Below are 23,122 nucleotides of genomic sequence, written 5' to 3' on the forward strand. Positions count from 1 at the left end.
CGCTTTTTACAGGGACCCGCAGGAGATATCTGAACCGTGAGACAGGCCGTCCGGGAAATCAGTTACGCGCATTCTGCCCAATCCAAATCGGGCCGCGCGCTTATCCGAGTGATGGAAAACGCGACAGGCCGTATCCGTCTGATCCGTCGGGCGCGGGGCTATGAAGACGAGGTGTCACGCGGGGCTAATTTCTGGCGCGTCATGACGGAAAGATATGGTCTGACACTCGACGTTGTCGGCGGGTCCTTGGCCAACATTCCGCAAACGGGGCCGCTTATCACGATTGCCAATCATCCCTACGGTATCCTCGATGGGTTGATGATGGGCCATATCCTGAGCCAGACCCGGGGCGATTTCAGAATTCTTGCCCATAGGGTTTTTCGCAAAGCGCAGGAGATCGAGAAGGTCATTCTGCCGATCAGCTTTGACGAGACGAAAGAGGCGGTGGCCCAAAACCTTGATACCCGGAAAACTGCGCTGTCCTACATGGCGGAGGGTGGCGCGATCGGAATCTTTCCCGGCGGAACCGTATCCACCTCGGCCACACCATTTGCGCAGCCCATGGATCCCGGATGGCGGACGTTTACATCGAAGCTGGTGTCCCGGTCGTCGGCACAGGTGGTGCCCATCTACTTTGACGGCAGCAATTCCCGCCTGTTCCAGCTTGCCAGCCACGCGCATCAAACGTTGCGCATGGCGCTTTTGATAAATGAGTTTCGCCGCAGAACCGACGAGCCGGTGCGCGTTGTTATCGGAGAACCGCTTGCCCGTGAAAAGCTGGAGCCTTTTGCCCGCGATCCCAAGGGGATGATGGACTTCCTGCGTAAGGCCACCTATGACCTCTCTCCACAGCCAGTGAAGTCGCTGGCCTACGGATATGAGTTCGAGGAAAAGCACCGATAGGGTCATGGCAGTTGGCATTTTTGACAGTGGATTGGGCGGGTTAACCGTCTTCAACCGGGTCGCGCAGCGGCTGCCGGACTTGCCGTTGTGCTACTTCGGTGACAATGCCCATGCGCCGTACGGCGTGCGGGATGCGGACGACATTTACGATCTGACCTGTAAGAGCGTGGAACGTCTGTGGGATGTGGGCTGCGATCTAGTCGTTTTGGCCTGCAACACCGCTTCGGCGGTGGCATTGCGCCGGATGCAGGAAAGCTGGGTGCCGCAGGACAAGCGTGTGTTGGGGGTCTTCGTGCCATTGATCGAAGCCATGACGGAACGGCAATGGGGCGATAACAGTCCGCCACGGGAAGTGGCGCTGAAGAACGTGGCGCTTTTTGCAACGCCGGCGACCGTATCGTCGCGTGCATTTCAGCGGGAACTGGCGTTTCGGGCCATCGGCGTCGATGTGGAGGCGCAGCCGTGCGCCGGTGTCGTGGACGCAATTGAGGCCGGCGACGAGGTGCTGGCCGAGGCCTTGGTTCGGTCCCATGTGGACGCGTTGAAACGGCGAATGCCGCATCCGCAGGCGGCTGTCTTGGGCAGCACGCATTATCCACTGATGGAAAAGACCTTTCAGGCGGCCTTGGGCCCTGATGTGAAAGTCTACAGCCAAGGCACGCTTGTGGCTGACAGTCTGGCCGATTACCTCGACCGGCATCCCAACATGCGGGGACCGGGTGAAGATACGGTTTTTCTGACCACGGGCGACGCGGCGCGTGTCTCCGACAGGGCCACCCAGTTTTTGCGACGAAAGATCGAGTTCCAGGCCGCGTGATTGCGGTGGCTCATTCAGTCTTCTAAACGTCTCAAAACTTCGCGGAGCTTTTTCCATGTCCAAGTCCATCGCCATCCTTGGTGCGTCCGGCTACACCGGCGCCGAGCTTGTCCGGCTCATTTCTACCCATCCTGATATGACCCTCACAGCCCTCAGCGCCGAACGTAAAGCGGGGCTCGCAATGGGCGATGTCTTCCCGCATCTGCGTCATCTGGATCTGCCGAAACTGGTTAAGATTGATGAAATTGATTTTTCGGATGTGGACTTGTGCTTCTGTGCCTTACCGCACAAAACATCGCAGGACGTGATCGCCAAGCTGCCGGAAAGCTTGAAGATTGTTGACCTTAGCGCTGATTTCCGGCTGCGCGATGCGGCTGCTTATGAGGCGTGGTACGGCAATCCGCATACGGCCTTGGCGCAACAACAGGAGGCCGTGTACGGTCTGACCGAGTTCTATCGCGAGCAGATCAAGACAGCCCGCCTTGTTGCTGGAACCGGCTGCAACGCGGCCACGGGCCAATATGCGCTGCGGCCCCTGATCGAAGCGGGCGCGATTGATCTGGACGAGATCATCATTGACCTGAAAACCGGGGTATCCGGGGCAGGGCGGGCGCTTAAGGAAAACCTGCTCCATGCGGAGGCATCCGAAGGGGCCGCGCCTTATGCCGTTGGCGGCACGCACCGTCATTTGGGTGAGTTCGACCAAGAGTTCTCTGCCATTGCCGGGCGGGAGGTGAAGGTTCAGTTCACGCCGCACCTTTTGCCGATGAACAGAGGGATTGTCGCGACGATCTATGTGAAGGGGGATCCGCAGATCGTCCATGACACGCTGTCGACTGCCTACGAGGACGAGCCGTTTCTGGAAATGCTGCCCTTTGGTTCGGTCCCGTCCACCCACCATACGCGCGGATCGAACTTCGCTCATCTTGGTGTGACGGCCGATCGGATTGACGGTCGGGCCATCATTGTGTGTGCCCTTGATAACCTCACGAAAGGCTCATCGGGACAGGCCTTACAAAACGCCAATCTGATGTTAGGTTTGGAAGAGACTGCGGGTCTAATGCTTGCGCCGCTTTTCCCATGAGGACGCGATGAAGGGTTTGAAGAAGAAACGTCGGATCCAGATCATTCTGGTGGCCGTGGTGGCACTGGCGGTGTCGACTGGTTTGATCGGTTACGCCATGCAGGACGGGATCAACTTTTTCCGCTCGCCCTCGCAAGTGGCGGAGGCGCCGCCAAGCCAGACCGAGACCTTCCGCATGGGCGGTCTGGTCGAGGAAGGCAGCCTGCGGGTGGAGCTTGACGACAGCATTGTCTTTAATGTGACTGACGGTGGCGCGACGATCCCCGTCAGCTACAAAGGTCAGCTGCCAGACCTGTTTGCAGAAGGGGAAGGTATGATCGGCACCGGAAAATACATCAACGGTGTCTTTCAAGCCCATGAAATTCTTGCGAAACACGATGAAACCTACATGCCCGTCGAAGTGATCGACGCGCTGAAAGAGCAAGGCATTTACCAGGCACCGAACGCATCGGATAGCTGATTTTAAGACAAGCCCGGCAGGTTTCCCGCGATAGAGCGGGAGAATGCCATGAAGACTGTTCAGGAAATTGCCGAAGAGATCGTGCGCCGCGAAGGCGGCTTTGTAAATGACATTGATGACCCGGGTGGGGCCACGAATTTCGGCGTCACCATCCACACGATGCGCAGGCTCGGCCTTGACCTGACAGGGGATGGGGAAGTCACGATCAGTGACGTGAAGCAGCTGTCCAAGGCCGATGCGGTCCGGATCTTTGTGGATCATTACTTTCACGACCCCCGTATCGATATGTTGCCCGAACCGCTGCACGCAACAGTGTTCGATATGTATGTCAACGCCGGGTCCAACGCGGTCCGCATCCTGCAGCAGCTTCTTCTTGATATGGGGTACGACATTGATGTGGACGGCGTGATCGGTCCGTTCACCGCCCGCACCTGCTACGCCGCAATGTCCGAAGGGGCCGATCACTTCGTTGATGCCTATGGCATCGCGCGGCGCAGCTATTATTACCGTCTCGCAGATCGGCGCCCGGCGTCCCGAAAATACGCCCGCAGCCGCAACGGCGGCAAAGGAGGCTGGATCAAGCGGGCGGAAGAGTTCATCTCGCATCACTATCATTTGTCCCAGTCGGCCCATCTCGAAAGGACGTCGGCATGGGGTTGATCCGCGCAATCTTCGGCGGCGGCGCGCAGTCCGTTGGAACCGCGATCACGAATGTCGCGGAGGTGTTCACGCCGAATGCAACGCGCCAAATGGAACTCGGGCACGAGCGCTATGTGGCTGCGTTGGACCAGCATGGGACCGAGTTTGAGCATGGTAGGCTGGGTCTCTTTGATCGTTTGATGAATGGGCTCAACCGTCTGCCGCGTCCGATGCTGGCCCTCGGAACGCTTGGCCTCTTTGTTTACGCGATGGTCGATCCCGCTGCATTTTCCGCACGGATGCAAGGACTTGCCTACGTGCCCGATCCGCTTTGGTGGCTTTTGGGAGCGATTGTCAGCTTCTATTTTGGTGCCCGTGAAATGTACTACCTGCGCGGTGGTACGGATAAGACACCCGCGCCGAAGGCCGCACCTAAGCGCCCAACAAAGCCGACAGCTGCGCCCGCTCGGAAACCTGCCCGTTCATCCGGGTCCGATAACCCGGCACTGACGGCGTGGCGGGCAGGCCGGAGCCACCAAAAAAAGTGACGTGACCCCGCGTTTCCCTTCCCTCCAAGGCAAGTGCGGGTATTCTTTGCGCAGAACAGCCAGAGGATACCCGGATCAATGCAGTACGAGACCATACGTCTGAGCGTCAGCGACAATGTCGCGCTGATCGAATTCACGCGCGCAGACGTGATGAACGCGTTGAACACCCAGATGCGCGCCGAGATCCTGCACGCCGTTAAGGCGGCGGAAGAACAGGCCCGCGTTTTGGTGATGACGGGAACGGGCAAGGCATTCTGCTCGGGCCAAGATCTGGGGGACCGTGTCAATGTCGCATCCATTGATCTGGAACGCACTTTGCGGGACGAATATGTCCCGATGCTTATGGCAATCTACAATTGTAAAATCCCTACGATCTCCGCCGTGAACGGCCCGGCTGCCGGGGCAGGGGCCAACCTTGCGCTCGCAGCTGACGTGGTCATTGCTGCGGAATCAGCGATGTTTTTGCAGGCCTTCACCCGGATCGGGCTAATCCCGGACGCCGGTGGTACCTATTTTCTTCCCCGTCAGGTCGGCCTGGCCAAGGCCATGGGCGCTGCGCTGTTTGCGGAGCCTATGACAGCAAAGGACGCCAGTGCGTGTGGTATGATCTGGGAGGCGATTGCCGACGACACGTTCGAGGCGCACTGGAAAGCGCGTGCCACCTATCTGGCGAACGGGCCAACGGCGGCTTACGCCCGGGTGAAGGAAGTGATGCGCTCAAGCTTTGAGAATGATCTCGAACGGCAGCTAATGCTTGAGGCCAAACTTCAGGGGGAGTGTGGCAAGACCCACGACTTCAAGGAAGGGGTCTTGGCCTTTTTGGAGAAGCGTAAGGCAAATTACGAGGGGCGGTAAGCGCCGCCCTTTGGTTCTTTGGACTGCGTTTTCTGGTCTTGAGCATCGGACGACGCGACGATTTCATTGGCGAACCGGTGATTTGTGTCGCGGTGTTCTGCCTCGTCCGCGCGGATCACGATGACAACCTCGCGCAATCTGGCATCGTCCGGAAGGTTCCAATAATCTTTCGCGATTTGTGGGGCTGGGACGTTCTCGACTTTGCCCGCATCAATTTGCTCAAGATATTGCGTGTAGCTGACGACAGCTTCTTCTTCCAAGTAGCCCACCACGCGGTGCGCGATGCGCGGCGCAAAAAGGTACAGAAAGAAATAGAAGTTATAGAAGATTGCCTGCGTGACCATGATCAAAATCCGCTCGAACCGGCTTGGTTCCGCGATGTGGATGAAGGTCATCAGGTGCATGCGCTCGTTGTCGGCCTCGTCGATCAATTCCTTGATCCAACCCTGGTCATCACGGATGTGCCGAATGGCTTTCAGGTGCTGAAGCAGACCCCCGACCATTCCGGGAACAGCGGCAACTGTCTCCAGAACCACGGCGCGGTGTCCGTACCGACCGGCAAAGAAACGATCCGCAAACACACGCAGAAACTTCACGAATTTCAGGGCGAATTTATCGCGCCAATCCTGAGGCTCGTGGTGTGTAATGTCAAATTCCTCGGTGCGCTCTTCCAAGCTTTTCATCTGCTCAATCTCCTTTCGCTAAAACGGAGATATGTCCAAACTTGACCGTTTCACTGCGACATTTCAGTCCGTGCAAGAAAAAAGCCGCCCTGCTGTGCAGCGCGGCTTTTCTATTTATATTTCGGTGTCTTAGCGGTCTTCGATGTCCACATAGTCCCGCAGCGTTTCACCTGTGTAGAGCTGACGGGGGCGACCGATCTTCATGGTCGGATCGCCAATCATCTCTTTCCATTGGGAAATCCAGCCAACGGTGCGGCTTAGCGCGAATATGGGTGTGAACATCGAAGTGGGGAAGCCCATTGCCTCAAGAATGATGCCGGAATAGAAATCGACATTCGGGAACAGCTTTTTCTCGGTGAAGTACGGGTCCGCGAGCGCGGCTGCTTCCAATTCCTTGGCAACCTGAAGCGTTGGATTGTTCTCGATCCCAAGTAAGTCCAGAACCTCATCGGCCGACTGCTTCATGACCTTCGCGCGGGGGTCGAAGTTCTTGTAGACCCGGTGCCCGAAGCCCATCAGACGGAAAGGGTCATCCTTGTCCTTGGCGCGGGCGATGAACTCTGGAATGCGGTCAACGGTGCCGATTTCCTGCAGCATTTCCAAGCAGGCCTGGTTTGCGCCGCCGTGTGCGGGCCCCCAGAGGCAGGCGATGCCTGCTGCGATGCAAGCGAATGGGTTCGCGCCGGAGGAGGAGGCAAGCCGCACGGTCGAGGTCGAGGCGTTTTGTTCATGGTCCGCGTGCAATGTGAAGATCCGGTCCATTGCGCGGGCCAGGATCGGGTTCACCTGATAATCCTCGGCAGGAACGGCAAAGCACATGCGCAGGAAATTCGACGCATAGTCGATATCATTGCGCGGATACACAAAAGGCTGCCCGATCGTATATTTGTAAGCCATCGCAGCAATTGTTGGCATCTTCGCAATCAACCGGATTGAGGCGACTTCACGCTGCCATGGATCGTGGATATCAGTCGAGTCGTGATAGAAGGCAGACATTGCCCCAACCACGCCGGTCATGACAGCCATTGGATGAGCATCGCGGCGGAAGCCACGGAAAAAGTTCATCATTTGCTCGTGGAGCATTGTGTGATTGGTTACACGGCTTTCGAAATCCTCAAGCTGGGCGGCAGACGGCAACTCGCCATAGAGCAGCAGATAACACACCTCAAGATAATGGGATTTCTCGGCAAGCTGGTCGATTGGGTAGCCCCGATGCAGCAACTCGCCCTTCCCACCATCGATAAATGTAATGGTGCTTTCGCACGCCGCGGTGGAGGTGAAGCCTGGATCGTAGGTGAAGACCTTGCCCTGTGCATAGAGCTTGGTGATGTCAATTACGTCAGGGCCCGCCGTGGGGGAATGGACGGGCAAGTCCAGTTCCACATCGCCGTAAATCAGTTTCGCGGTTTTTTCAGACATGGCGTGTCCCTTTCAAATGACAGGGCCACACGCGGTCGCGGGGCCCCTTTAAGCATGGCATAAGTGCCTGATCTCAGTGTTTTAAGACGCTCAGGCTTGCAGATCGCCCAAGCGCGCCAGTGTTTCTTCCCGTCCGATGACGAGCATCATGTCGAAGACGCTGGGTGAAACGGCCCGCCCTGATAGTGCAGCCCGCAGCGGTCCCGCAAGTTTGCCGAGCTTTAGATCTTTTGCTTGGGCAAACGCGGCGACAGCTTCCTCCAATCTGTCCCGCTCCCAGCTAGCATTTTGCAGGTGCGGCGTCAATTCCTTCAGTATACCAATGGATACCGGATCAAGGGCCTTTGCAGCCTTCTCATCGGGTGTAAATGGCCGTTCTCCCAAGACAAAATGAGCTTTTGCAAGCAAGTCGCCGAGCGTCTTGGCGCGATCTTTCAGACAGAAAAGCGCGGTCTTCAACGCAGATTGCTGCGTTGCAGAGAGTTTTGTGGCGTCGTTTTCCGCTACGTATGCGTCGATGTCGCGCATCAAAGTTGCATCATCGGCCATGGCAATCTGATTGCCGGAAATGCTTTCCATTTTCTTAAAGTCCAGGCGGGCAGGGGCCTTGCCGATTCCGTCGAAATCGAACCATTCGATGGCTTGCTCGGTGGTGAAGACCTCATCATCGCCATGGCTCCAGCCAAGACGTGACAGATAGTTGCGCAAGGCCGCGGGGGTGAATCCCATCGCCCGATATTCCTCGACGCCCAACGCCCCGTGACGCTTGGACAGCTTTTTGCCGTCTGGCCCGTGGATCAATGGGATATGGGCGAACACGGGGATGTCCCATTCCATCGCTTCATAAATCGTGATCTGTCGCGCGGCGTTGATCAGATGATCATCGCCCCGGATCACGTGGGTCACGCCCATATCGTGGTCGTCGACGACCACCGCCAGCATATAAGTTGGCGTTCCATCAGAGCGCAGCAGAACCATGTCGTCAAGCTCGGTATTTGCCACAATAACATCGCCTTGCACGGCGTCTTTGATGACCGTTTGACCCTCCTGCGGTGCTTTGATCCGGATCACATGCGGCGCATCGGGATGATCGGCTGCATCCGTGTTTCTCCACGGGGACCGAAAGAGGCTGGAGGTGCCGTCGGCGCGCGCCTTTTCACGGAATGCTGCGATCTCCTCCTGTGTCGAGAAGCATTTATAAGCGCGACCCTTATCCAGCAGCGCGTTTGCGACCTCTGCGTGGCGCGCCATGGCCTCATGTTGGCTGACCGCGTCGCCGTCCCAGTCCAGCCCCAGCCAACTCAGCCCGTCCAGAATGGCCTGCGTCGCTTCCTCGGTTGACCTTTCGCGATCCGTGTCTTCGATCCGCAACAGAAACTTACCGTCCCGACCGCGGGCGTAGAGCCAGTTGAACAGCGCCGTTCGCGCGCCGCCGATATGGAGAAAGCCCGTAGGCGATGGCGCAAAACGGGTCACAACGGGTGTCGTCATTGGGCAGCTTAACCTTTTGGAAACCAAGAGTGGGGATCAATGGAGTTCTACCTCTAGGCAAAGAAACCCATGGAAACAAGCCTCGCCCCTCCGGTCGCTCGCAGGCGGGTGACCTTGCCCCCTTTTGGCGACCTGCTGGCCCGCCAGCGGGGACATCTTTTCACGTGGACGCCTGTCATTTTCGGCGCCGGCATCGGGTGGTTCTTTACGCTGAAAATAGACCCTAACAAGGGAATAATGCTCAGCTTGGCGATCTGCGTCCTTGGGGTCTGGGTTTGTCGGATCCTCGCAGGGTCGTGGCTCGTACCGCTGGCGGCGGCAGTCACGATCGGGGCGTCCGGCTTTCTGCTGGTCACTTTGCGGGCGGAAAGCGTCGCGGCCCCAGTGTTGGAGTTCCGCTATTACGGCCCGATTGAAGGCCGCATTCTCAAGATCGACAAATCCGGATCCGACAAGCCCCGCTTGACGTTGGATCAGGTCGTATTGGATCGGATGGCGCCGGATCGGACACCTTACCGGGTCCGCGTCTCTTTGCATGGGGATCAGCCGTTTTTGACGCCCGAGCCAGGCATGACGGTCTTCATGACCGGCCACCTGGGCCCGCCTGCTGGGCCAGTTGAACCAGGTGGCTACGATTTCCAGCGTAAGGCGTGGTTTGATCGTCTGGGCGCCCTTGGGTACACGCGCAGTCCGGCGTTGGTCCTTGAGCCCGCCGTGCAGGACACGTTTTGGCTTAAGCTGACCGCGTTTCGGCAGGTGTTGTCCGATGTCATCAAGTCGAGGATGAGCGCGCGGGAGGGCCCGTTTGCTGCCGCTATTCTGACCGGTGATCGAACCGAGATAGATCCCGTCGCGCTGGAGGCCTTGAGGGCATCGAACCTTGCGCACCTTTTGGCGATCTCAGGTTTGCATATGGGGCTTTTAACGGGGGTCATCTATACGCTGGTGCGCTTCGGTCTTGCGCTGGTGCCGCGCTATGCCATGCGGTGGCACCCCAAGAAATGCGCGGCTCTGTGCGCGCTGATCACCGCGTTTCTCTACCTCGGAATATCGGGCGCGAATGTTGCCACGCAGCGCGCCTTTGTGATGGTTGCTGTCATGTTGATCGCGCTGTGTCTCGACCGCCGGGCTTTGACCCTGCGAGCCGTTTCGCTCGCTGCGCTTTTGGTGCTCGTGATCAAACCGGAAAGCCTGATCGGACCGGGCTTTCAGATGTCATTTGCCGCGACGACAGCACTGGTGGCTGTGTTCGCGTGGTTACGGGATGTGCAACTTATGCAGCGGTTTCCGAAATGGTCACGACCGGTCACCAGCCTGCTGCTGTCATCCGCCATCGCGGGGTTGGCCACGGCCCCCTTTGGTGCGGCGCATTTCAATCAGGTCGCGCATTACGGTCTGGTCGCAAACCTCCTGTCCGTACCGATCATGGGGATTGTGGTCATGCCTGCGGCTGTTCTGGCCTGCGTGCTTGCCGTTATCGGGTTGGAGGCCGTGGGGTTCTGGTTCGTCGAACTTGGGCTGAGGTGGATCTTGTGGGTCGCGGAAACGGTCAGCGGATGGGACGGTGCTGTGTCGAAGATCGTGGCACCTGATCCGGTCGTGTTGCCGGTCATTGCTTTTGGTGGGCTGGTGCTTTGCTTATGGCAGGGGCGATGGCGGTTGTCTGGCTTTGCCATCATCGCCGCAGGCTTTGTTGTGTGGGGACAGGCCCAGCGGCCTGATATTCTTGTCGCGGAGTCGGGCCGTCTCATCGGCATTCTGACGACAGATGGCCGCGCCTTGAACAAGCCCAAAGGCGATGGCTTCACGGCGAAAAACTGGTTGGAAAACGATGGCGATCCGGTCACGCAGGAAGAGGCCGCCGCGCGTGGGTTGTCCGAGGCCAATTTGGTCCGGTTTTCCGATCGCGATGTGTCAGTCGTGCTCGACGCAGCCAAGGATATATCACCCGAGAAGATGAGGGATTATTGCACTGATATGGATGTAATCGTTGTCGCACGCTTCGAAGGGAGCGCCTCTTGCGATATATTTACCGAAGAAAGTCTACGGCACAGCGGCAGCTTGGCTGTTCATATACGAGACACCGGATTTCGCGTTGAAACCACGCGGCATCGCCGCGGGGTACGGTATTGGACGGATCAAGACGCGCGGGCGCGACTGCTCAGTAAGAGCGAATGAGCCCAACCAGGCGACCTTGGACTTTCACCATGTGATCGGGCAGAACACGCGTCTCGTAAGCCGCGTTTGCGGGCTCCAGCGCGATGGAAGAGCCGTTTCGCCGGAACCGCTTCAATGTTGCTTCCTGACCTTCCACAAGCGCCACGACAATATCGCCGTTGTCCGCTGTGCTGGTTTCCCGAATGACGACGACGTCGCCATCGTTGATACCTGCCTCAATCATCGAGTCGCCCTTGACCTCAAGCGCATAGTGATGACCCTGACCCGTAAGCATTTGTCCCGGGACCGCCACATGGTGTGACACTTGGCTGATCGCTTCAATCGGCGTACCAGCTGCAATGCGGCCCATAACAGGCAGCTCAATTGCATGGATCGCCTGAACCGGCATGGCTGCCGCAGGTGGGTCAGTTTTGTCGCCTTCGATTACGGTAGGCCTGAAGCCCCCGTTGTTTTCCAAAGCGTCCGGCAACTTAATGATTTCCAAAGCCCGGGCCTTGTGAGCCAGCCTTTGAATAAAGCCGCGATCTTCAAGGGCAGTGATCAATCTGTGGATGCCGGATTTGGATCGGAGATCAAGCGCATCCTTCATTTCATCGAAAGACGGCGGAACCCCGTCGCGCTGCACGCGCTCATTGATGAATTTCAGCAAGTCGAGCTGTTTCTTTGTCAGCATTTTCCCGTGACCTCCTGTCGCGTAAATTGGCTGTGCCCGCGTGGACATGTTCGCAGATGTTCTACCCACGTTCCCGTTTTGTGTCAACAGGAGGCGTCAGAGACGGATGATATCCACAGCTTCACCTGCCTCACGGGCCGGATCATGGGGCGGTCTGATTAACAGAGCGTTAGCCCTGGCAAGGACAGTCAGGAGGGAGCTGTCCTGCCGTTCAAAAGGTTTCACTGTGTTGTCGCAATCGGACCAGATGGCGCGCATGTAGTGTTCCCGGCCCGCGTTGGCTGCGATGGGCTGACTAAGCGTTGCCCTATGCCGGGTGCGCGGACCGGCGGGCAGGCCCAGCATCTTATCGATCAGCGGGCGCAGGAAGATCTCACCGCACACCATGGACGAGACGGGATTGCCCGGAAGCCCCACCATCGCAGCTGTGCCCATCCGGCCTGCCAGCAGGGGCTTTCCGGGCCGCATCGCGACTTTGTAGAAAGCTCGCTCAAGCCCCATCTCTGCCGCGACATCGCCGACCAGATCGTGATCACCAACCGAAGCTCCACCAATGGTCACAATCAGGTCTGCGTCCGCTGCCATCTCCAGCACTGTCGTCAGAGACTGGACGGTGTCCTTCGCTATGGGCATCAAGCGGGCCGTGGCGCCGGCGTTTTCAAGCATCGCCTTCAGGCCGAACGTGTTCGATGCGATGATCTGATCGGCGCGTGGCGTCTCGCCGGGCATCACAAGCTCGTCCCCCGTCGCGATCAACGCCACGACGGGTTTCTTCGAAACCGACAACGCAGCAGATCCCATGGACGCCGCGAGGGCGATATCCGACGGGCTCAAGCGGCGCGGTGCATCAAGCGTGTCACCGGGTTTGAAGTCACCGCCAGCGGGCCGGATATGCGTGCCGCCCTCGGCAGCGCCGGTCATCGTGATTGTGTCACCTTCGCGCGCGACATCTTCCTGCAAAATGACCCGGGCCGTCCCTGGAGGGACGGGGGCGCCCGTAAAGATGCGCACAGCCTCGCTGTTTGCCACCGATCCGTCGAAGCCATGACCTGCAGCGGACGTTCCAACGACGTTGAATGTGTCCTCTATTTTCGGCGTGCGGTCTGCGATCGCGTAGCCGTCCATGGCGGATGCAGCAAAGGGTGGCTGTGCGTGCGCGGCGATGACAGGCTTTGCCAAGACACGGCCGGAGGCTTCTGCCAGCGAGACCGTTTCGGCTGGCATCGGAGTTGCAAGCGCCACCACCTTTTCCAAGGCTTCAGCGGTTGAGATCACGACCCCGCCTCGAACCGTCCTGATTTGCCACCATCTTTGAGGACAAGCTTGATATCGGTGATTTCCATGGTCTTTTCAGCGGCCTTCACCATGTCGTAGATTGTCAAAGCGGCGGTGCTGACGGCGGTCAGGGCCTCCATTTCAACGCCGGTCTGACCCGTGGTCTTCACAGTCGCTTCAATTCGAACGCCGGGCAGATCCGGGTCAGGGGCAAGCTCCACCGCGACTTTGGTGACGGGCAGGGGATGACACAACGGGATCAGCGCGGCCGTCTGCTTTGCGCCCATGATGCCTGCCAAACGCGCGACGCCCAGAACATCGCCCTTCTTTGCGCGCCCCTCGGATATAAGCGCGAGCGTTTCAGCCCGCATGCGGACGACGCCTTGGGCCACTGCGACCCGTGACGTGACGGCCTTGTCCGAGACATCGACCATATGGGCGTGGCCGTCGCTGTCGAAATGAGTGAGGTTCGCCATCTAAAACCCTACGACATTTGGTTTTTCGCTGAGAATGTGCCGCGTCGCGGCCGCCACATCAGCTTGCCGCATCAGGCTTTCGCCGATCAGAAAAGCCCGCGCGCCGTATTGCGCAAGATCCGACAAATCGCTGGGTTCAAACAAACCGCTTTCCGAGACGATCAATCTGTCCTCGGGCGCGCGCCGAGCCAGTTTTCGGGTGGTGTCCAAAGACACTTCGAAGGTGTTCAAATCGCGATTGTTGATGCCCAGAAGGGGCGAGGATAACTGCTCGGCCCGCCGCATCTCTGCCTCGTCGTGGATCTCGATCAACACATCCATGCCGTACTCTTTGGCTGCCGCTTCAAGATCGGCGGCCAGCGCATCTTCGACACAGGCCATGATAATGAGAATGCAATCGGCGCCGAGTGCGCGAGACTCCGCGACCTGGTAGGTGTCGAACAGAAAATCTTTGCGCAGAACCGGCAGGTCGACAGCTTCCCGGGCGGCTGTCAGAAACGCGTCATCCCCTTGAAAGGACGGCGTGTCTGTCAGAACGCTCAGACATGTCGCGCCGCCTTCCGCATAGGCCTTGGCCAGCGCGGGCACGTCAAAATCCTCGCGGATCAGCCCCTTCGACGGGCTCGCCTTCTTGATCTCTGCAATAAGACCATACTCAGCCCGTGCCGCGTTCGTGAGCTGTTCGGCAAATCCACGCGGTGCACTGGCCTCGGCTGCGCGGGCTTCAACCTCCTCTAAAGGACGCTCCGCCTTGCGGGCGGCGATCTCTTCCAGCTTGTAGGCTTTAATCTTCTCAAGAATATCTGACATTTCAGTTCCTTAGTGCGCGATATTCACGCGACACGTGTCATCCGGGCAAGTGCTTCGACTTTCGCCTTTGCCGTACCGCGATCAATGCTTTCCCGCGCCATTTCAACGCCCTCCGACAACTTGGCCGTCTTGCCAGCGATGACAAGGGCCGCGCTTGCATTCAAGAGAACAGCATCACGATAGGCGCCCGGCGCGCCATCCAACAAGGCGCGGAACGCGGCACCGTTTTCCTCGGGCGTTCCGCCCAGAATATCCTCGAATGGATGAGGAGTCAGGCCCGCATCTTCCGGGGCGATCTCTGTCTCCTCCAGCGTTCCATTGTGGAGCATCACGACCTTTGAGGGGGCTGAAATCGACAATTCGTCCGTGCCATCGCCGCCATGAACGAGCCATGCATGCGTGCTTCCCAGGGCCTTCAGCGTTTCGGCCATAGGGCGGATCAGATCTGGGGAAAACGCGCCGGTCAGTTGGCGTTTCACACCGGCTGGGTTCGTCAATGGACCCAGAATATTGAAGATCGTCCGTGTGCCCAGTTCAGCCCGTGTCGGCATAACATGGGCGATGGCTGGATGGTGCATCGGCGCCATCATGAAGCCGATGCCGACCTCAGCCAACGCCTGTTCGACAACAGGTGGTCCGACCATCACGTCGATGCCCATTTGCCCAAGCGCGTCTGCTGCGCCGGATTTAGAGCTAAGGTTACGATTGCCATGCTTGGCCACTGGCACATCGCACCCGGCCACGACAAAGGCCGTCGCGGTCGAGATGTTCAAGGTCCCTTTGCCATCGCCGCCCGTGCCCACGATATCCATCGCGCCGTCGGGTGCAGTAACGGCCTTGCATTTTGACCGCATCACGCTTGCAGCGGCCGCATATTCATCGACCGTTTCGCCTCGTGTGCGCAGCGCCATCAAAAATCCGCCGATCTGGCTTGGCGTCGCGTTGCCCGCAAAAAGCACTGAAAATGCTGTTTCCGCTTCGGATCGTGTCAGGGGACGATCTGCCGCAATTCCGATCAAGGGTTTGAGATCGTCGCTCATGCGGGGACTTTGACGTGATCGAGAAAGTTTTTGATCAAAGCATGACCGTGCTCTGATGCAATGCTTTCGGGATGGAACTGGACGCCGTGCATTTCCTTTTCGCGATGTCTCAAGCCCATGATCGTGCCGTCTTCAAGCTCGGCTGTAATCTCAAGAACGTCTGGAAGGGTGTCGCGGTCGACCACAAGAGAGTGATACCTCGTCGCTTCAAAAGGGGAGGGCAAGCCCTTGAAAACACTTTTTTCTTTGTGTTTGATTTGCCCCATCTTCCCGTGGACGATATCACCATGTTGAACAACCTTGCCGCCAAACGCTTCGCCGATGGCCTGGTGGCCTAGACAAACGCCCATCAGGGGGATATCCGCCTCTGCCGCAGCAAGGGTGAGGGCCACACATATTCCAGCTTGTGACGGATCACAGGGACCGGGGCTGAGAACAATGCCCTCAGGCTTCAGGGCCATGGCCTCCTGCACGTTGAGCGCATCGTTTCGCTCGACCCGGACATCGGCCCCAAGCTCGCCAAAGTAATGGACGAGGTTATACGTAAAACTGTCGTAATTATCTATCAGTAGAAGCATTTATCGTCTGATCCGTGACCCCATATTGGAAAAAGGTTTCGGCACCCTCATCCGCGCTGTATAAATGGTCAGAGCAGCGCACCGGGGTCAAGGCCCGCTTTGGCGGGAATATAAAAGAGTGCGAGGGAAGAATAAGAGAGGCCGAGCATGGGCAGAGGTTTGTTTTCAGGCGTTTTCTGGGGAAGTTGTGCAAGCGGATTGGTGCTTGCGATTTTATCACTCTACGTTCCACTTCCGGATGCAGCTTTGGAAGAGGCGGGCATCACGCCAATGCCGGACACTCCGGCGGAGCAGAGTGAAGTCGCGACAGAGGGTGACGAAGCCGTCGCGCCAGCGGAAGCCACATTAGCGCCAAGCACCACTGTGCCACAGGCTTTACCGGACGCTGCACGGTCGACCGAGGCGACGAATTCAGACGCGGCAGAACCATCCACTGCACCAGAGGGAAACGGCGCGGTTGAGGGTTTGCAGATGCTGCCTCAGACCGACAGTTCTGCGACAGATACGGATACGGATCGTCCGGTGAACAGCGTGTCTGAGGCGGTTGCTGCATTGAACGAAGCTGTGGCCGCGGAAGAAGCTCCAGAGGAGCAAATCGAAGAGATCACGCCGACGCTGGCCCCTCAGACGCCCGCAGTGATCGAAGAGGAGGCGGCTGTCACGGAATCTGAGCCTGCGGAACCTGAATTTTCCAACGTCGCGCCGACGATAGACCCGGTCGCACCTGCGGAATTCGCCGCGGCGCCCCAACCCACCGACACCCGCGGATTCATGATTATTGCGCCGCCCGTTGACAAAGCGCCGAACCTCAACGCCGCGCCGACACAAGTCAGCCCGCCTGCACGGACGGCAACCGCGCCGACCATCGATCCAAGTGCTGGTGAGCGGCCACAGGTTGCGATTTCCCTGACGCAGGAGGCGATCGCCCCGAAGGCAATCTCCCCAGAAGAGGCGAGCGAGGTTGAAGAACTGACCCAGTCGGTGCTTTCCGGCCTCAAAAGCCGTGAGCCCATTTTGTTGACCGAGACGCCGCCCGTTGCAGAAACGGACGTTGAACAGCCGCCGACGCCAACCGTACGCGAAATCGTGAGCACCGCACCGCAAGAGGACGAGGTGGGGGCAGAGGTCACGCGGCCTGAGACCACCCAGCCGGTGGAAGACGAACGCGAGGAAACCCAGATTGCTCAATTGACAACGGATCGCACGCCATCGGTGATCACCAATAGGCTCCCGTCGATCTCGGCGACCCCGACAGTTGTTCAGACTGAGGAAGAGCCGGTAGAGGCACCCGAAGCAACACCGGAAGAGACGCCAGTCCCGGAAGATGCTGACGTTGCAGCGCCCCTTGAGGAAACACGCGCATTTCAGGCTCACGCGGTGCCGACTGAAACGTCCGCAGAGGACGCGCTTATCGCGATTGTCTTGATTGATGCAGGGGAGGCGGGTGCGCCGGTTAAGGACATCCTTGCGCTTGATCTGCCGTTCACGATGGGCCTCTACCCGACAATGGCGGGCGCTACCGACGCGATGGCCGCCTACCGTGCGGCTGGCAAGGAAATCGTCGCAATTCCCAATGACCTTCCGCCAACAGCTTCGCCTGCGGATGTTGAGGTCGCGATTTCCGGTTACTTCGCAATTCTCGATGAAGCGATGGCTGTTATGGATCCGCTGGATGGGCGCATTCAAGGGGACCGCAATTTGCTGCGGCCCGTCCTTGGGGTGCTGTCATCCACCGGCCACGGGCTTTTGACCTATGATCGCGGGCTCAACACCGCGCAGCGCGAGGCGCTGCGGGAAAATGTCCCCGCCGCAACGGTCTCCCGGATACTCGACGCAGAGCTTGAAAGTGCCGACGCCATCAAACGCGCACTGGATCGCGCGGTGTTTGATGCCAATCAGGACGGGAGCGTCATTCTTGTTGCGCGCAATTTCCCGGAAACGATGAAGGCCATTTCAGACTGGAACGCAGCACGGGATGCGAGCGGACCGATCCTTGTGTCCGCGTCGACAATCATGGCCAAAAGCGTCGAGAACTAAGCCCTAATTGCTGCGGCCTGCGTTCAGGAACAGCGCGGCTTCTTTTGCGGCGGTTACAATGGCCTTGGACTTGTGAACCGTTTCTTCGAATTCGGCGTCCGGGTCGCTGTCATGCACGACGCCACCACCGGCCTGGATGTAGAGCTTCTCGTCCTTGATGACGGCAGTGCGCAGGGCGATACACATGTCCATATCCCCATTGGCCGAAAAATAGCCGCACCCGCCGCCATAGACGCCGCGTTTTTCGGGCTCTAGTTCGTCGATGATCTCCATCGCGCGGACCTTGGGCGCGCCTGATACGGTCCCGGCTGGCAAGCCAGACAACAGCGCTGACAACGCGTCTTGGTCGTCCGCCAACTCTCCCACGACGTTGGAGACGATGTGCATCACGTGGGAATAGCGCTCGATGATGAACTTTTCAGTGGGCCGGACGGTCCCGATCTTGGACACCCGCCCCGCATCGTTGCGCCCCAGATCAAGCAGCATCAGGTGCTCGGCGCATTCCTTTTCATCGGCTAGCAGATCGATCTCCAGCGCGCGGTCCTCATCGGCCGTCGCGCCCCTGTGCCGTGTGCCCGCAATCGGGCGGATTGTGACTTCTTTCCCAAAGACACGCACTAGAATTTCCGGACTGGCGCCGATGATTTGGAAGCCTTCGAAGTTGAAGTAGAACATGAAGGGCGACGGGTTGGTGCGCCGCAACGCCCGATAAAGAGAGAAGGGTGGCAGAGTGAACTTCTGCGTCCATCGCTGGGATGGGACGACTTGGAAAATGTCGCCCGCTTTGATGTAGTCTTTCGCCTTGGCCACGGCTTTGAGGTAGGCCGCGCGCGTGAAGTTTGATGTGGATTTTTCGTCCTTCGGTCCGTCTTCCGCAAAGTCGCGCGAGGCCGACGGGATGGCCCGGTCGAGGTCGCGCACGGCGTCCATAACCCGTTCTGCTGCCTGCGCGTAGGCCGCCTTCGCAGACAAGCCGGACCCGGCCCACGCAGGGCTGACCACAGTCACGTCGCCCTTCACACCATCGAGAACCACGATCACAGAGGGCCGGATCATCACGGCGTCGGGCAGTCCGATAGGGTCAGGGTTGATATCCGGCAGCCGCTCGACCAATCGGATCATGTCGTAGCCAAGATATCCGAAGAGACCGGCTGCAGCTGCGGGCAAGTCTGCGGGTATGTCAATTTTGCTCTCGGCAATCACCGCGCGCAGGGCCGACAACGGGTCGCCGTCGCAGGGGGAGAACGCGTCGCGGTCAAATCGCGCGTCACGGTTTATATCCGATGAGGTGCCGTTGCAGCGCCAGATCAGATCAGGCTTCAGTCCGATGATCGAGTAGCGCCCGCGCACCTCGCCGCCCGTGACGGATTCCAGAACAAAGCTGTCGGGCTGCCCGTCGGCCAATTTGAGCATCAGCGATACAGGCGTATCCAGATCGGCTGCGAGCCGGGTGTAAACCAGCTGATTTTTGCCGCCATCAAAGGCAGTCTCGAAACTTTGAAATGACGGCTCCAGCTTCATCGCGGTGCCGAACCCTCGGCCAGTTGGCGTTCGATCAGGGCAACGGCTGCCGCATCGATTGACACTTCGTGGCGCGCGCGGACGGCGTCCCCAAAGATCTGAAACACGTCTGATGCAAGGCTTTGGCTCGCCTGCTGATTGAACTGTGCCAAGAACCCTTGTGCCAGTGGATCATCCGGGTCCGGCTCGCCAATGTTCGTGAGGTTGACCAGTGCCACCTGCGTCTGATCAGCGGCGACCAGCGGTCCAGTGTCTGTGGCACCAAAGATAAGACTAACAAGGGTCGACGGCGCGCCAGCGAGGGTGGACATGCGGGAGGTCTCGGCTTCGACACGCGGCTCAAGGCCAAGATCCTCAAAGCTTTCCCCGGCCTCAAGCCGATCCACAAAGGAGGTCGCGAGCTCTTCCAAGCGGGTACGGGTTTGGGTTGTGTTCCACGCCTCCGCGACGTCATCACGGATCTCATCAAGGGGCGGTACGGTCGGTGGTACAATTTCATCAAGTCGCATAGCGAAGATGCTGCCGTCGCTGAGGCCGATCACTTCGGGGAAGTCGTCTTCCCGCGCCTGAGTGGCGGCGCGGCGGAACTCGGCGTAGCCTGAAATTCGCGCTGTGGAGTCCGCGCTATAGTCAATGGTTTCAACCTGCATGTCGGTTTCTGTGGCAAGTTCCTCAAGGGTCACGCCGCCGGCAAGAAGGTCGTCAATCGCCTCGACTTCGCCCTCAATGGCACGCCGTGCGCTGTCCAATGAGGTTTCTGCCAGTAACTCGTCCCGCACATCTTCAAACGACCGCGAGGTCGCTTCCAACACCGCGTTGACGCGGTAGAGCGCTGGACCAAAGGAGGTCTCGATCGGATCGGTCAGACCCGGTTCGGTCAGACCAAAAACCGCATCTGCAACCGGGCTCGCCAGATCCGAGCGGGCCACTTCCCCCTGATTGACGTCATTCAGCGTCAGGCCCCGTTCTTCAACCAAGACTTCAAATGTTGTCTCACCCGCCTCAATCCGGGCCTTTGCGTCAGCCGCGGCTTCGACATCAGAGAACCCCAACCGTTCCACCAACCGGCGGGCGGGCTGGCTGTATTCACTTTCCCGATCCTCGTAGATGGCGCGAAGCTCTTCCTCGGGAACGTTGACCTCGGGCAGCAGCATCTCTGGCGTCAGCCATGCGTAGGTGATGCGTCTGATTTCCGGGCGTTCGAACCGGTCGCTGTTCTCCTCGTAGTACTCGGAGAGATCCGCGTCGGTCGGCTCGTCGTTTGGTGTGTCGAGCAAATCGGCGCCGAGCGGGGCCCATGTAAAGCCGCGACGTTCGCCGATGAATTCATAGAGGGTTTGGGCATGGGTTGGGTTTGCCGTCAGCCCGCCTGCGACTGCCTGCTGCAAAAGATCACGCGCGGCGGCGTTGCGCAGATTGTCTTCAAACTCGCGCGGGGTGAGGTTGTTTTGCTGGAGCGCAAATTCATAGGCATCGCGATCAAAACCGCCGCCCGGTCCCTGAAGCTGCGGAACCAGCTCCAGCTGACGCCGTACTTCTTCGTCGCCAACGGATAACCCCATCACACGGGTCTCTTCAATTAAGGTGGCGTCCGCAACAAGACGGCTGCGGGCACGCCGGTCGATGCCCAGAGCCTGAATATCAGCCGCAGAAACAGGCTGTCCGATCTGCTGTTGGGTCAAGGCGATTTCCTGACGCAAGGCCCCCACATACTGATCGACAGAAATCTTTGTCTGACCGACGGATCCGACGCTGGAGATTGTTCCGCCAAGCCCGCTTGCGCCAAAGCCTGCAAGGCCCAGAATAAGTAGCACAAGGATCACCCAGACAAATGCTTTGGATGCGCTTTTGCCTTTTGGTTTACCGGTGTCCGTTGCCATGATCTCGCCTCTCCCACGTGACGGCTTTTACGCCTTGAGGGGTGGTAAACTTTTGTCCCAGAGGGGGCAAGGCTAACTGAGCGTTTCCAGCCGTTTGTAAAGCGTCTCAATCCCGTCCGTGTCAATGTTTGCAAAGGCAATGCGCAAGGTGGCTGGCCCCGTTGGATCATCGGGGGGCACGAACATCGTTCCCGGCAGGCACAAAACGCCGATGTCACGGACCATGCGTTGCGCCAATAGGTTGGACGCTTGCGCGAATGGATGTCGCATATAGGCGAAGTATGCGCCGCAGCCATGAAGATGCCAGCCGCGCTCGGTCAAAGCTGGAAACCCGCTTGTGATCGCGTCGCGGCGGTTCAGGATTTCAGTGCGCTGCTCTGCCACCCATGGCCCAAGATTTTGCATACCCCAAAGCGCTGCCCGTTGGCCCAGCTGGTTTGGACAGATAGTGACAGTGTCCAGAAACTTTTCGGCCTCCGCCAGCAGGTTCGGGGACGCGATCAAAGCACCAACCCGATGACCGGTCAGGCGGTAGGTCTTCGAGAAGGAATAGAGGTGGATCAGCGTATCGTCCCAATCGTCTTGGAACAGCGTGTGTGGTGCGCCGTCCCGGCTGTCGAAATCCCGGTAGGTTTCGTCCACGATCAGGGCGATGCCACGGGTGCGGCACAGATCGCGAAACTCTGTCAGGACCTCGGCAGGATATTCCACGCCGCCGGGATTGTTGGGGGAAACCAGCGCGATGGCGCGTGTTCTTGATGTCAGCAAGCGCGCCGCGTCTTCTGCCGAAGGCATCAGGTTTTGATCCGTTGGCAGCGGCACAGCGGTCACGCCGCTCATATCGAGCCACATCTTGTGATTGAAGTACCAAGGCGTTGGCAGGATCACCTCATCCCCCGGCGCCGCAAGCAAGGCTATGGACGCGGCAAAGGCTTGATTGCACCCTGACGTAATTGCGACCTGATCCGTGGAGATCTTGCCACCATATGCAGCGGACCATGTTTCGGCGATCTCGGTGCGCAATGCCTCCAGCCCCAAAACCGGGCCGTATAGATGCGTGCCGTCGTCCTCCATCACCATTTCGGCCATCGCCGCCCGCAACGGTGCCGGAGGCGGGTCAACGGGTGCTGCTTGAGACACGTTCAGAAGCGGTGTGTCGGCGGAGAACTCCACCCCTTCAAGCCAACGCCGCGCCTCCATCACAGGAGGCGCGAAGGTCGCGGCCATGTTCGGGTTCAGGGATGTCATGTCCCGCGGTAGGGCTCGACATATTGCAATGCCATGTCCCACGGGAAAAAGATCCACGTGTCCTGCGACACTTCCGTGATGAACGTATCCACCTGCGGACGCCCCTTTGGTTTGGCGTACACCGTGGCGAAATGAGCCTTGGGATAGATCTCGCGAACAACTTCGAGCGTTTTGCCACTGTCTACGAGGTCGTCGATGATCAGGATCCCGGTGCCGTCGCCCATAAGCGTGTCATCGGGCCGCTTGAGAACCTTCGCCTCGGACTGAGTCTGGTTGTCGTAGGATTTGATCGAGATCGTGTCGACCGTGCGAATGTCCAGTTCCCGCGCAGCGATCATCGCAGGCGCCATGCCGCCCCGCGTGATTGCCACGACTGCGCGCCAAGCGCCATTGTCGGGCCCATGGCCGTCCAGTCTCCAGGCCAGCGCGCGGCTGTCCCTGTGGATTTGATCCCAACTGATGTGGAAGCCTTTTTCGTGGGGCAGGCGGTCAGTCATCGGAGGCTCC

22 protein-coding genes are annotated in these 23,122 nt (G+C 58.8%); 9 read left to right on the top strand and 13 right to left on the bottom strand.

Features of this window, described 5'->3' with window-relative positions:
• Nucleotides 1-36 precede the first annotated feature (36 nt).
• From KIN_RS19440 to KIN_RS19470, 7 genes are all read left to right on the top strand, one after another.
• On the top strand, nucleotides 37-903 hold the full coding sequence (locus KIN_RS19440) for a lysophospholipid acyltransferase family protein (RefSeq protein WP_373281682.1): 867 nt from the start codon (nucleotides 37-39) through the stop codon (nucleotides 901-903).
• 4 nt (nucleotides 904-907) lie between these two features.
• Complete coding sequence (locus tag KIN_RS19445; protein WP_159810248.1) at nucleotides 908-1,720, top strand: glutamate racemase; 813 nt, start codon at nucleotides 908-910, stop codon at nucleotides 1,718-1,720.
• A gap of 55 nt (nucleotides 1,721-1,775) precedes the next feature.
• Nucleotides 1,776-2,804: an N-acetyl-gamma-glutamyl-phosphate reductase gene (argC, locus tag KIN_RS19450; protein ID WP_159810250.1), complete on the top strand. Its 1,029-nt coding sequence runs from the start codon at nucleotides 1,776-1,778 to the stop codon at nucleotides 2,802-2,804.
• A 7-nt stretch (nucleotides 2,805-2,811) separates the two neighbouring features.
• A complete protein-coding gene (gene ccmE / locus KIN_RS19455) occupies nucleotides 2,812-3,264 on the top strand; it encodes a cytochrome c maturation protein CcmE (protein WP_159810252.1) in 453 nt (150 codons plus the stop codon).
• A 48-nt stretch (nucleotides 3,265-3,312) separates the two neighbouring features.
• A complete protein-coding gene (locus tag KIN_RS19460) occupies nucleotides 3,313-3,924 on the top strand; it encodes a holin-associated N-acetylmuramidase (RefSeq protein ID WP_159810254.1) in 612 nt (203 codons plus the stop codon).
• A complete protein-coding gene (locus KIN_RS19465; protein WP_159810256.1) occupies nucleotides 3,915-4,451 on the top strand; it encodes a holin family protein in 537 nt (178 codons plus the stop codon). The genes KIN_RS19460 and KIN_RS19465 overlap by 10 nt, the downstream gene beginning before the upstream one ends.
• A gap of 78 nt (nucleotides 4,452-4,529) precedes the next feature.
• Nucleotides 4,530-5,306, top strand: coding sequence for an enoyl-CoA hydratase-related protein (locus KIN_RS19470; protein ID WP_159810258.1), 777 nt, complete (start codon nucleotides 4,530-4,532; stop codon nucleotides 5,304-5,306).
• On the opposite strand, the gene KIN_RS19475 is transcribed toward KIN_RS19470, so the two are convergent.
• From KIN_RS19475 to gltX, 3 genes are all read right to left on the bottom strand, one after another.
• Nucleotides 5,291-5,989 carry an alternative oxidase gene (locus tag KIN_RS19475; protein WP_159810260.1) on the bottom strand — a complete coding sequence of 233 codons (699 nt, stop codon included), beginning with the start codon at nucleotides 5,987-5,989 and terminating at the stop codon, nucleotides 5,291-5,293. The genes KIN_RS19470 and KIN_RS19475 overlap by 16 nt on opposite strands.
• Nucleotides 5,990-6,118: 129 nt before the next feature.
• Nucleotides 6,119-7,408, bottom strand: a complete 1,290-nt coding sequence (gene gltA / locus KIN_RS19480) for a citrate synthase (protein WP_159810262.1) — start codon at nucleotides 7,406-7,408, stop codon at nucleotides 6,119-6,121.
• Nucleotides 7,409-7,498: 90 nt separating this feature from the next.
• Nucleotides 7,499-8,899: a glutamate--tRNA ligase gene (gene gltX, locus KIN_RS19485; protein WP_159810264.1), complete on the bottom strand. Its 1,401-nt coding sequence runs from the start codon at nucleotides 8,897-8,899 to the stop codon at nucleotides 7,499-7,501.
• 69 nt (nucleotides 8,900-8,968) lie between these two features.
• On the opposite strand from gltX, the gene KIN_RS19490 reads away from it, so the two are divergent.
• Nucleotides 8,969-11,077 carry a ComEC/Rec2 family competence protein gene (locus KIN_RS19490; RefSeq protein ID WP_159810266.1) on the top strand — a complete coding sequence of 703 codons (2,109 nt, stop codon included), beginning with the start codon at nucleotides 8,969-8,971 and terminating at the stop codon, nucleotides 11,075-11,077.
• Here the strand turns inward: KIN_RS19490 and lexA are convergent.
• From lexA to KIN_RS19520, 6 genes are all read right to left on the bottom strand, one after another.
• Nucleotides 11,061-11,750: a transcriptional repressor LexA gene (gene lexA, locus KIN_RS19495; protein ID WP_159810268.1), complete on the bottom strand. Its 690-nt coding sequence runs from the start codon at nucleotides 11,748-11,750 to the stop codon at nucleotides 11,061-11,063. The genes KIN_RS19490 and lexA overlap by 17 nt on opposite strands.
• A gap of 96 nt (nucleotides 11,751-11,846) precedes the next feature.
• Nucleotides 11,847-13,025, bottom strand: a complete 1,179-nt coding sequence (locus KIN_RS19500) for a molybdopterin molybdotransferase MoeA (protein WP_159810270.1) — start codon at nucleotides 13,023-13,025, stop codon at nucleotides 11,847-11,849.
• Nucleotides 13,022-13,501: a cyclic pyranopterin monophosphate synthase MoaC gene (gene moaC, locus KIN_RS19505; protein WP_159810272.1), complete on the bottom strand. Its 480-nt coding sequence runs from the start codon at nucleotides 13,499-13,501 to the stop codon at nucleotides 13,022-13,024. Before moaC ends, KIN_RS19500 begins: the two co-directional genes overlap by 4 nt.
• On the bottom strand, nucleotides 13,502-14,311 hold the full coding sequence (gene trpC, locus KIN_RS19510) for an indole-3-glycerol phosphate synthase TrpC (protein ID WP_159810274.1): 810 nt from the start codon (nucleotides 14,309-14,311) through the stop codon (nucleotides 13,502-13,504).
• Nucleotides 14,312-14,334: 23 nt separating this feature from the next.
• Complete coding sequence (gene trpD, locus KIN_RS19515; protein WP_159810276.1) at nucleotides 14,335-15,351, bottom strand: anthranilate phosphoribosyltransferase; 1,017 nt, start codon at nucleotides 15,349-15,351, stop codon at nucleotides 14,335-14,337.
• Nucleotides 15,348-15,929 (bottom strand): anthranilate synthase component II, encoded by a 582-nt coding sequence (locus KIN_RS19520; RefSeq protein WP_159810278.1) that lies wholly within the window; start codon nucleotides 15,927-15,929, stop codon nucleotides 15,348-15,350. Before KIN_RS19520 ends, trpD begins: the two co-directional genes overlap by 4 nt.
• Before the next feature lie 147 nt (nucleotides 15,930-16,076).
• On the opposite strand from KIN_RS19520, the gene KIN_RS19525 reads away from it, so the two are divergent.
• Nucleotides 16,077-17,966 (top strand): divergent polysaccharide deacetylase family protein, encoded by a 1,890-nt coding sequence (locus KIN_RS19525; protein WP_159810280.1) that lies wholly within the window; start codon nucleotides 16,077-16,079, stop codon nucleotides 17,964-17,966.
• 3 nt (nucleotides 17,967-17,969) lie between these two features.
• Here the strand turns inward: KIN_RS19525 and trpE are convergent, their stop codons facing one another.
• From trpE to gpt, 4 genes are all read right to left on the bottom strand, one after another.
• A complete protein-coding gene (gene trpE / locus KIN_RS19530; protein ID WP_159810282.1) occupies nucleotides 17,970-19,487 on the bottom strand; it encodes an anthranilate synthase component I in 1,518 nt (505 codons plus the stop codon).
• Entirely contained in the window at nucleotides 19,484-21,367 is a 1,884-nt protein-coding gene (locus KIN_RS19535) for a peptidyl-prolyl cis-trans isomerase (RefSeq protein WP_159810284.1), read from the bottom strand. The genes trpE and KIN_RS19535 overlap by 4 nt, the downstream gene beginning before the upstream one ends.
• 72 nt (nucleotides 21,368-21,439) lie before the next feature.
• Entirely contained in the window at nucleotides 21,440-22,615 is a 1,176-nt protein-coding gene (locus KIN_RS19540; protein WP_159810286.1) for an aminotransferase, read from the bottom strand.
• The gene (gene gpt / locus KIN_RS19545; protein ID WP_159810288.1) at nucleotides 22,612-23,112 is read right to left on the bottom strand and encodes a xanthine phosphoribosyltransferase; all 501 of its coding nucleotides are present in this window, start codon (nucleotides 23,110-23,112) and stop codon (nucleotides 22,612-22,614) included. The genes KIN_RS19540 and gpt overlap by 4 nt, the downstream gene beginning before the upstream one ends.
• Nucleotides 23,113-23,122 lie beyond the last annotated feature (10 nt).

The organism is Litoreibacter roseus, assembly GCF_009811795.1.
Classification (GTDB): domain Bacteria; phylum Pseudomonadota; class Alphaproteobacteria; order Rhodobacterales; family Rhodobacteraceae; genus Litoreibacter; species Litoreibacter roseus.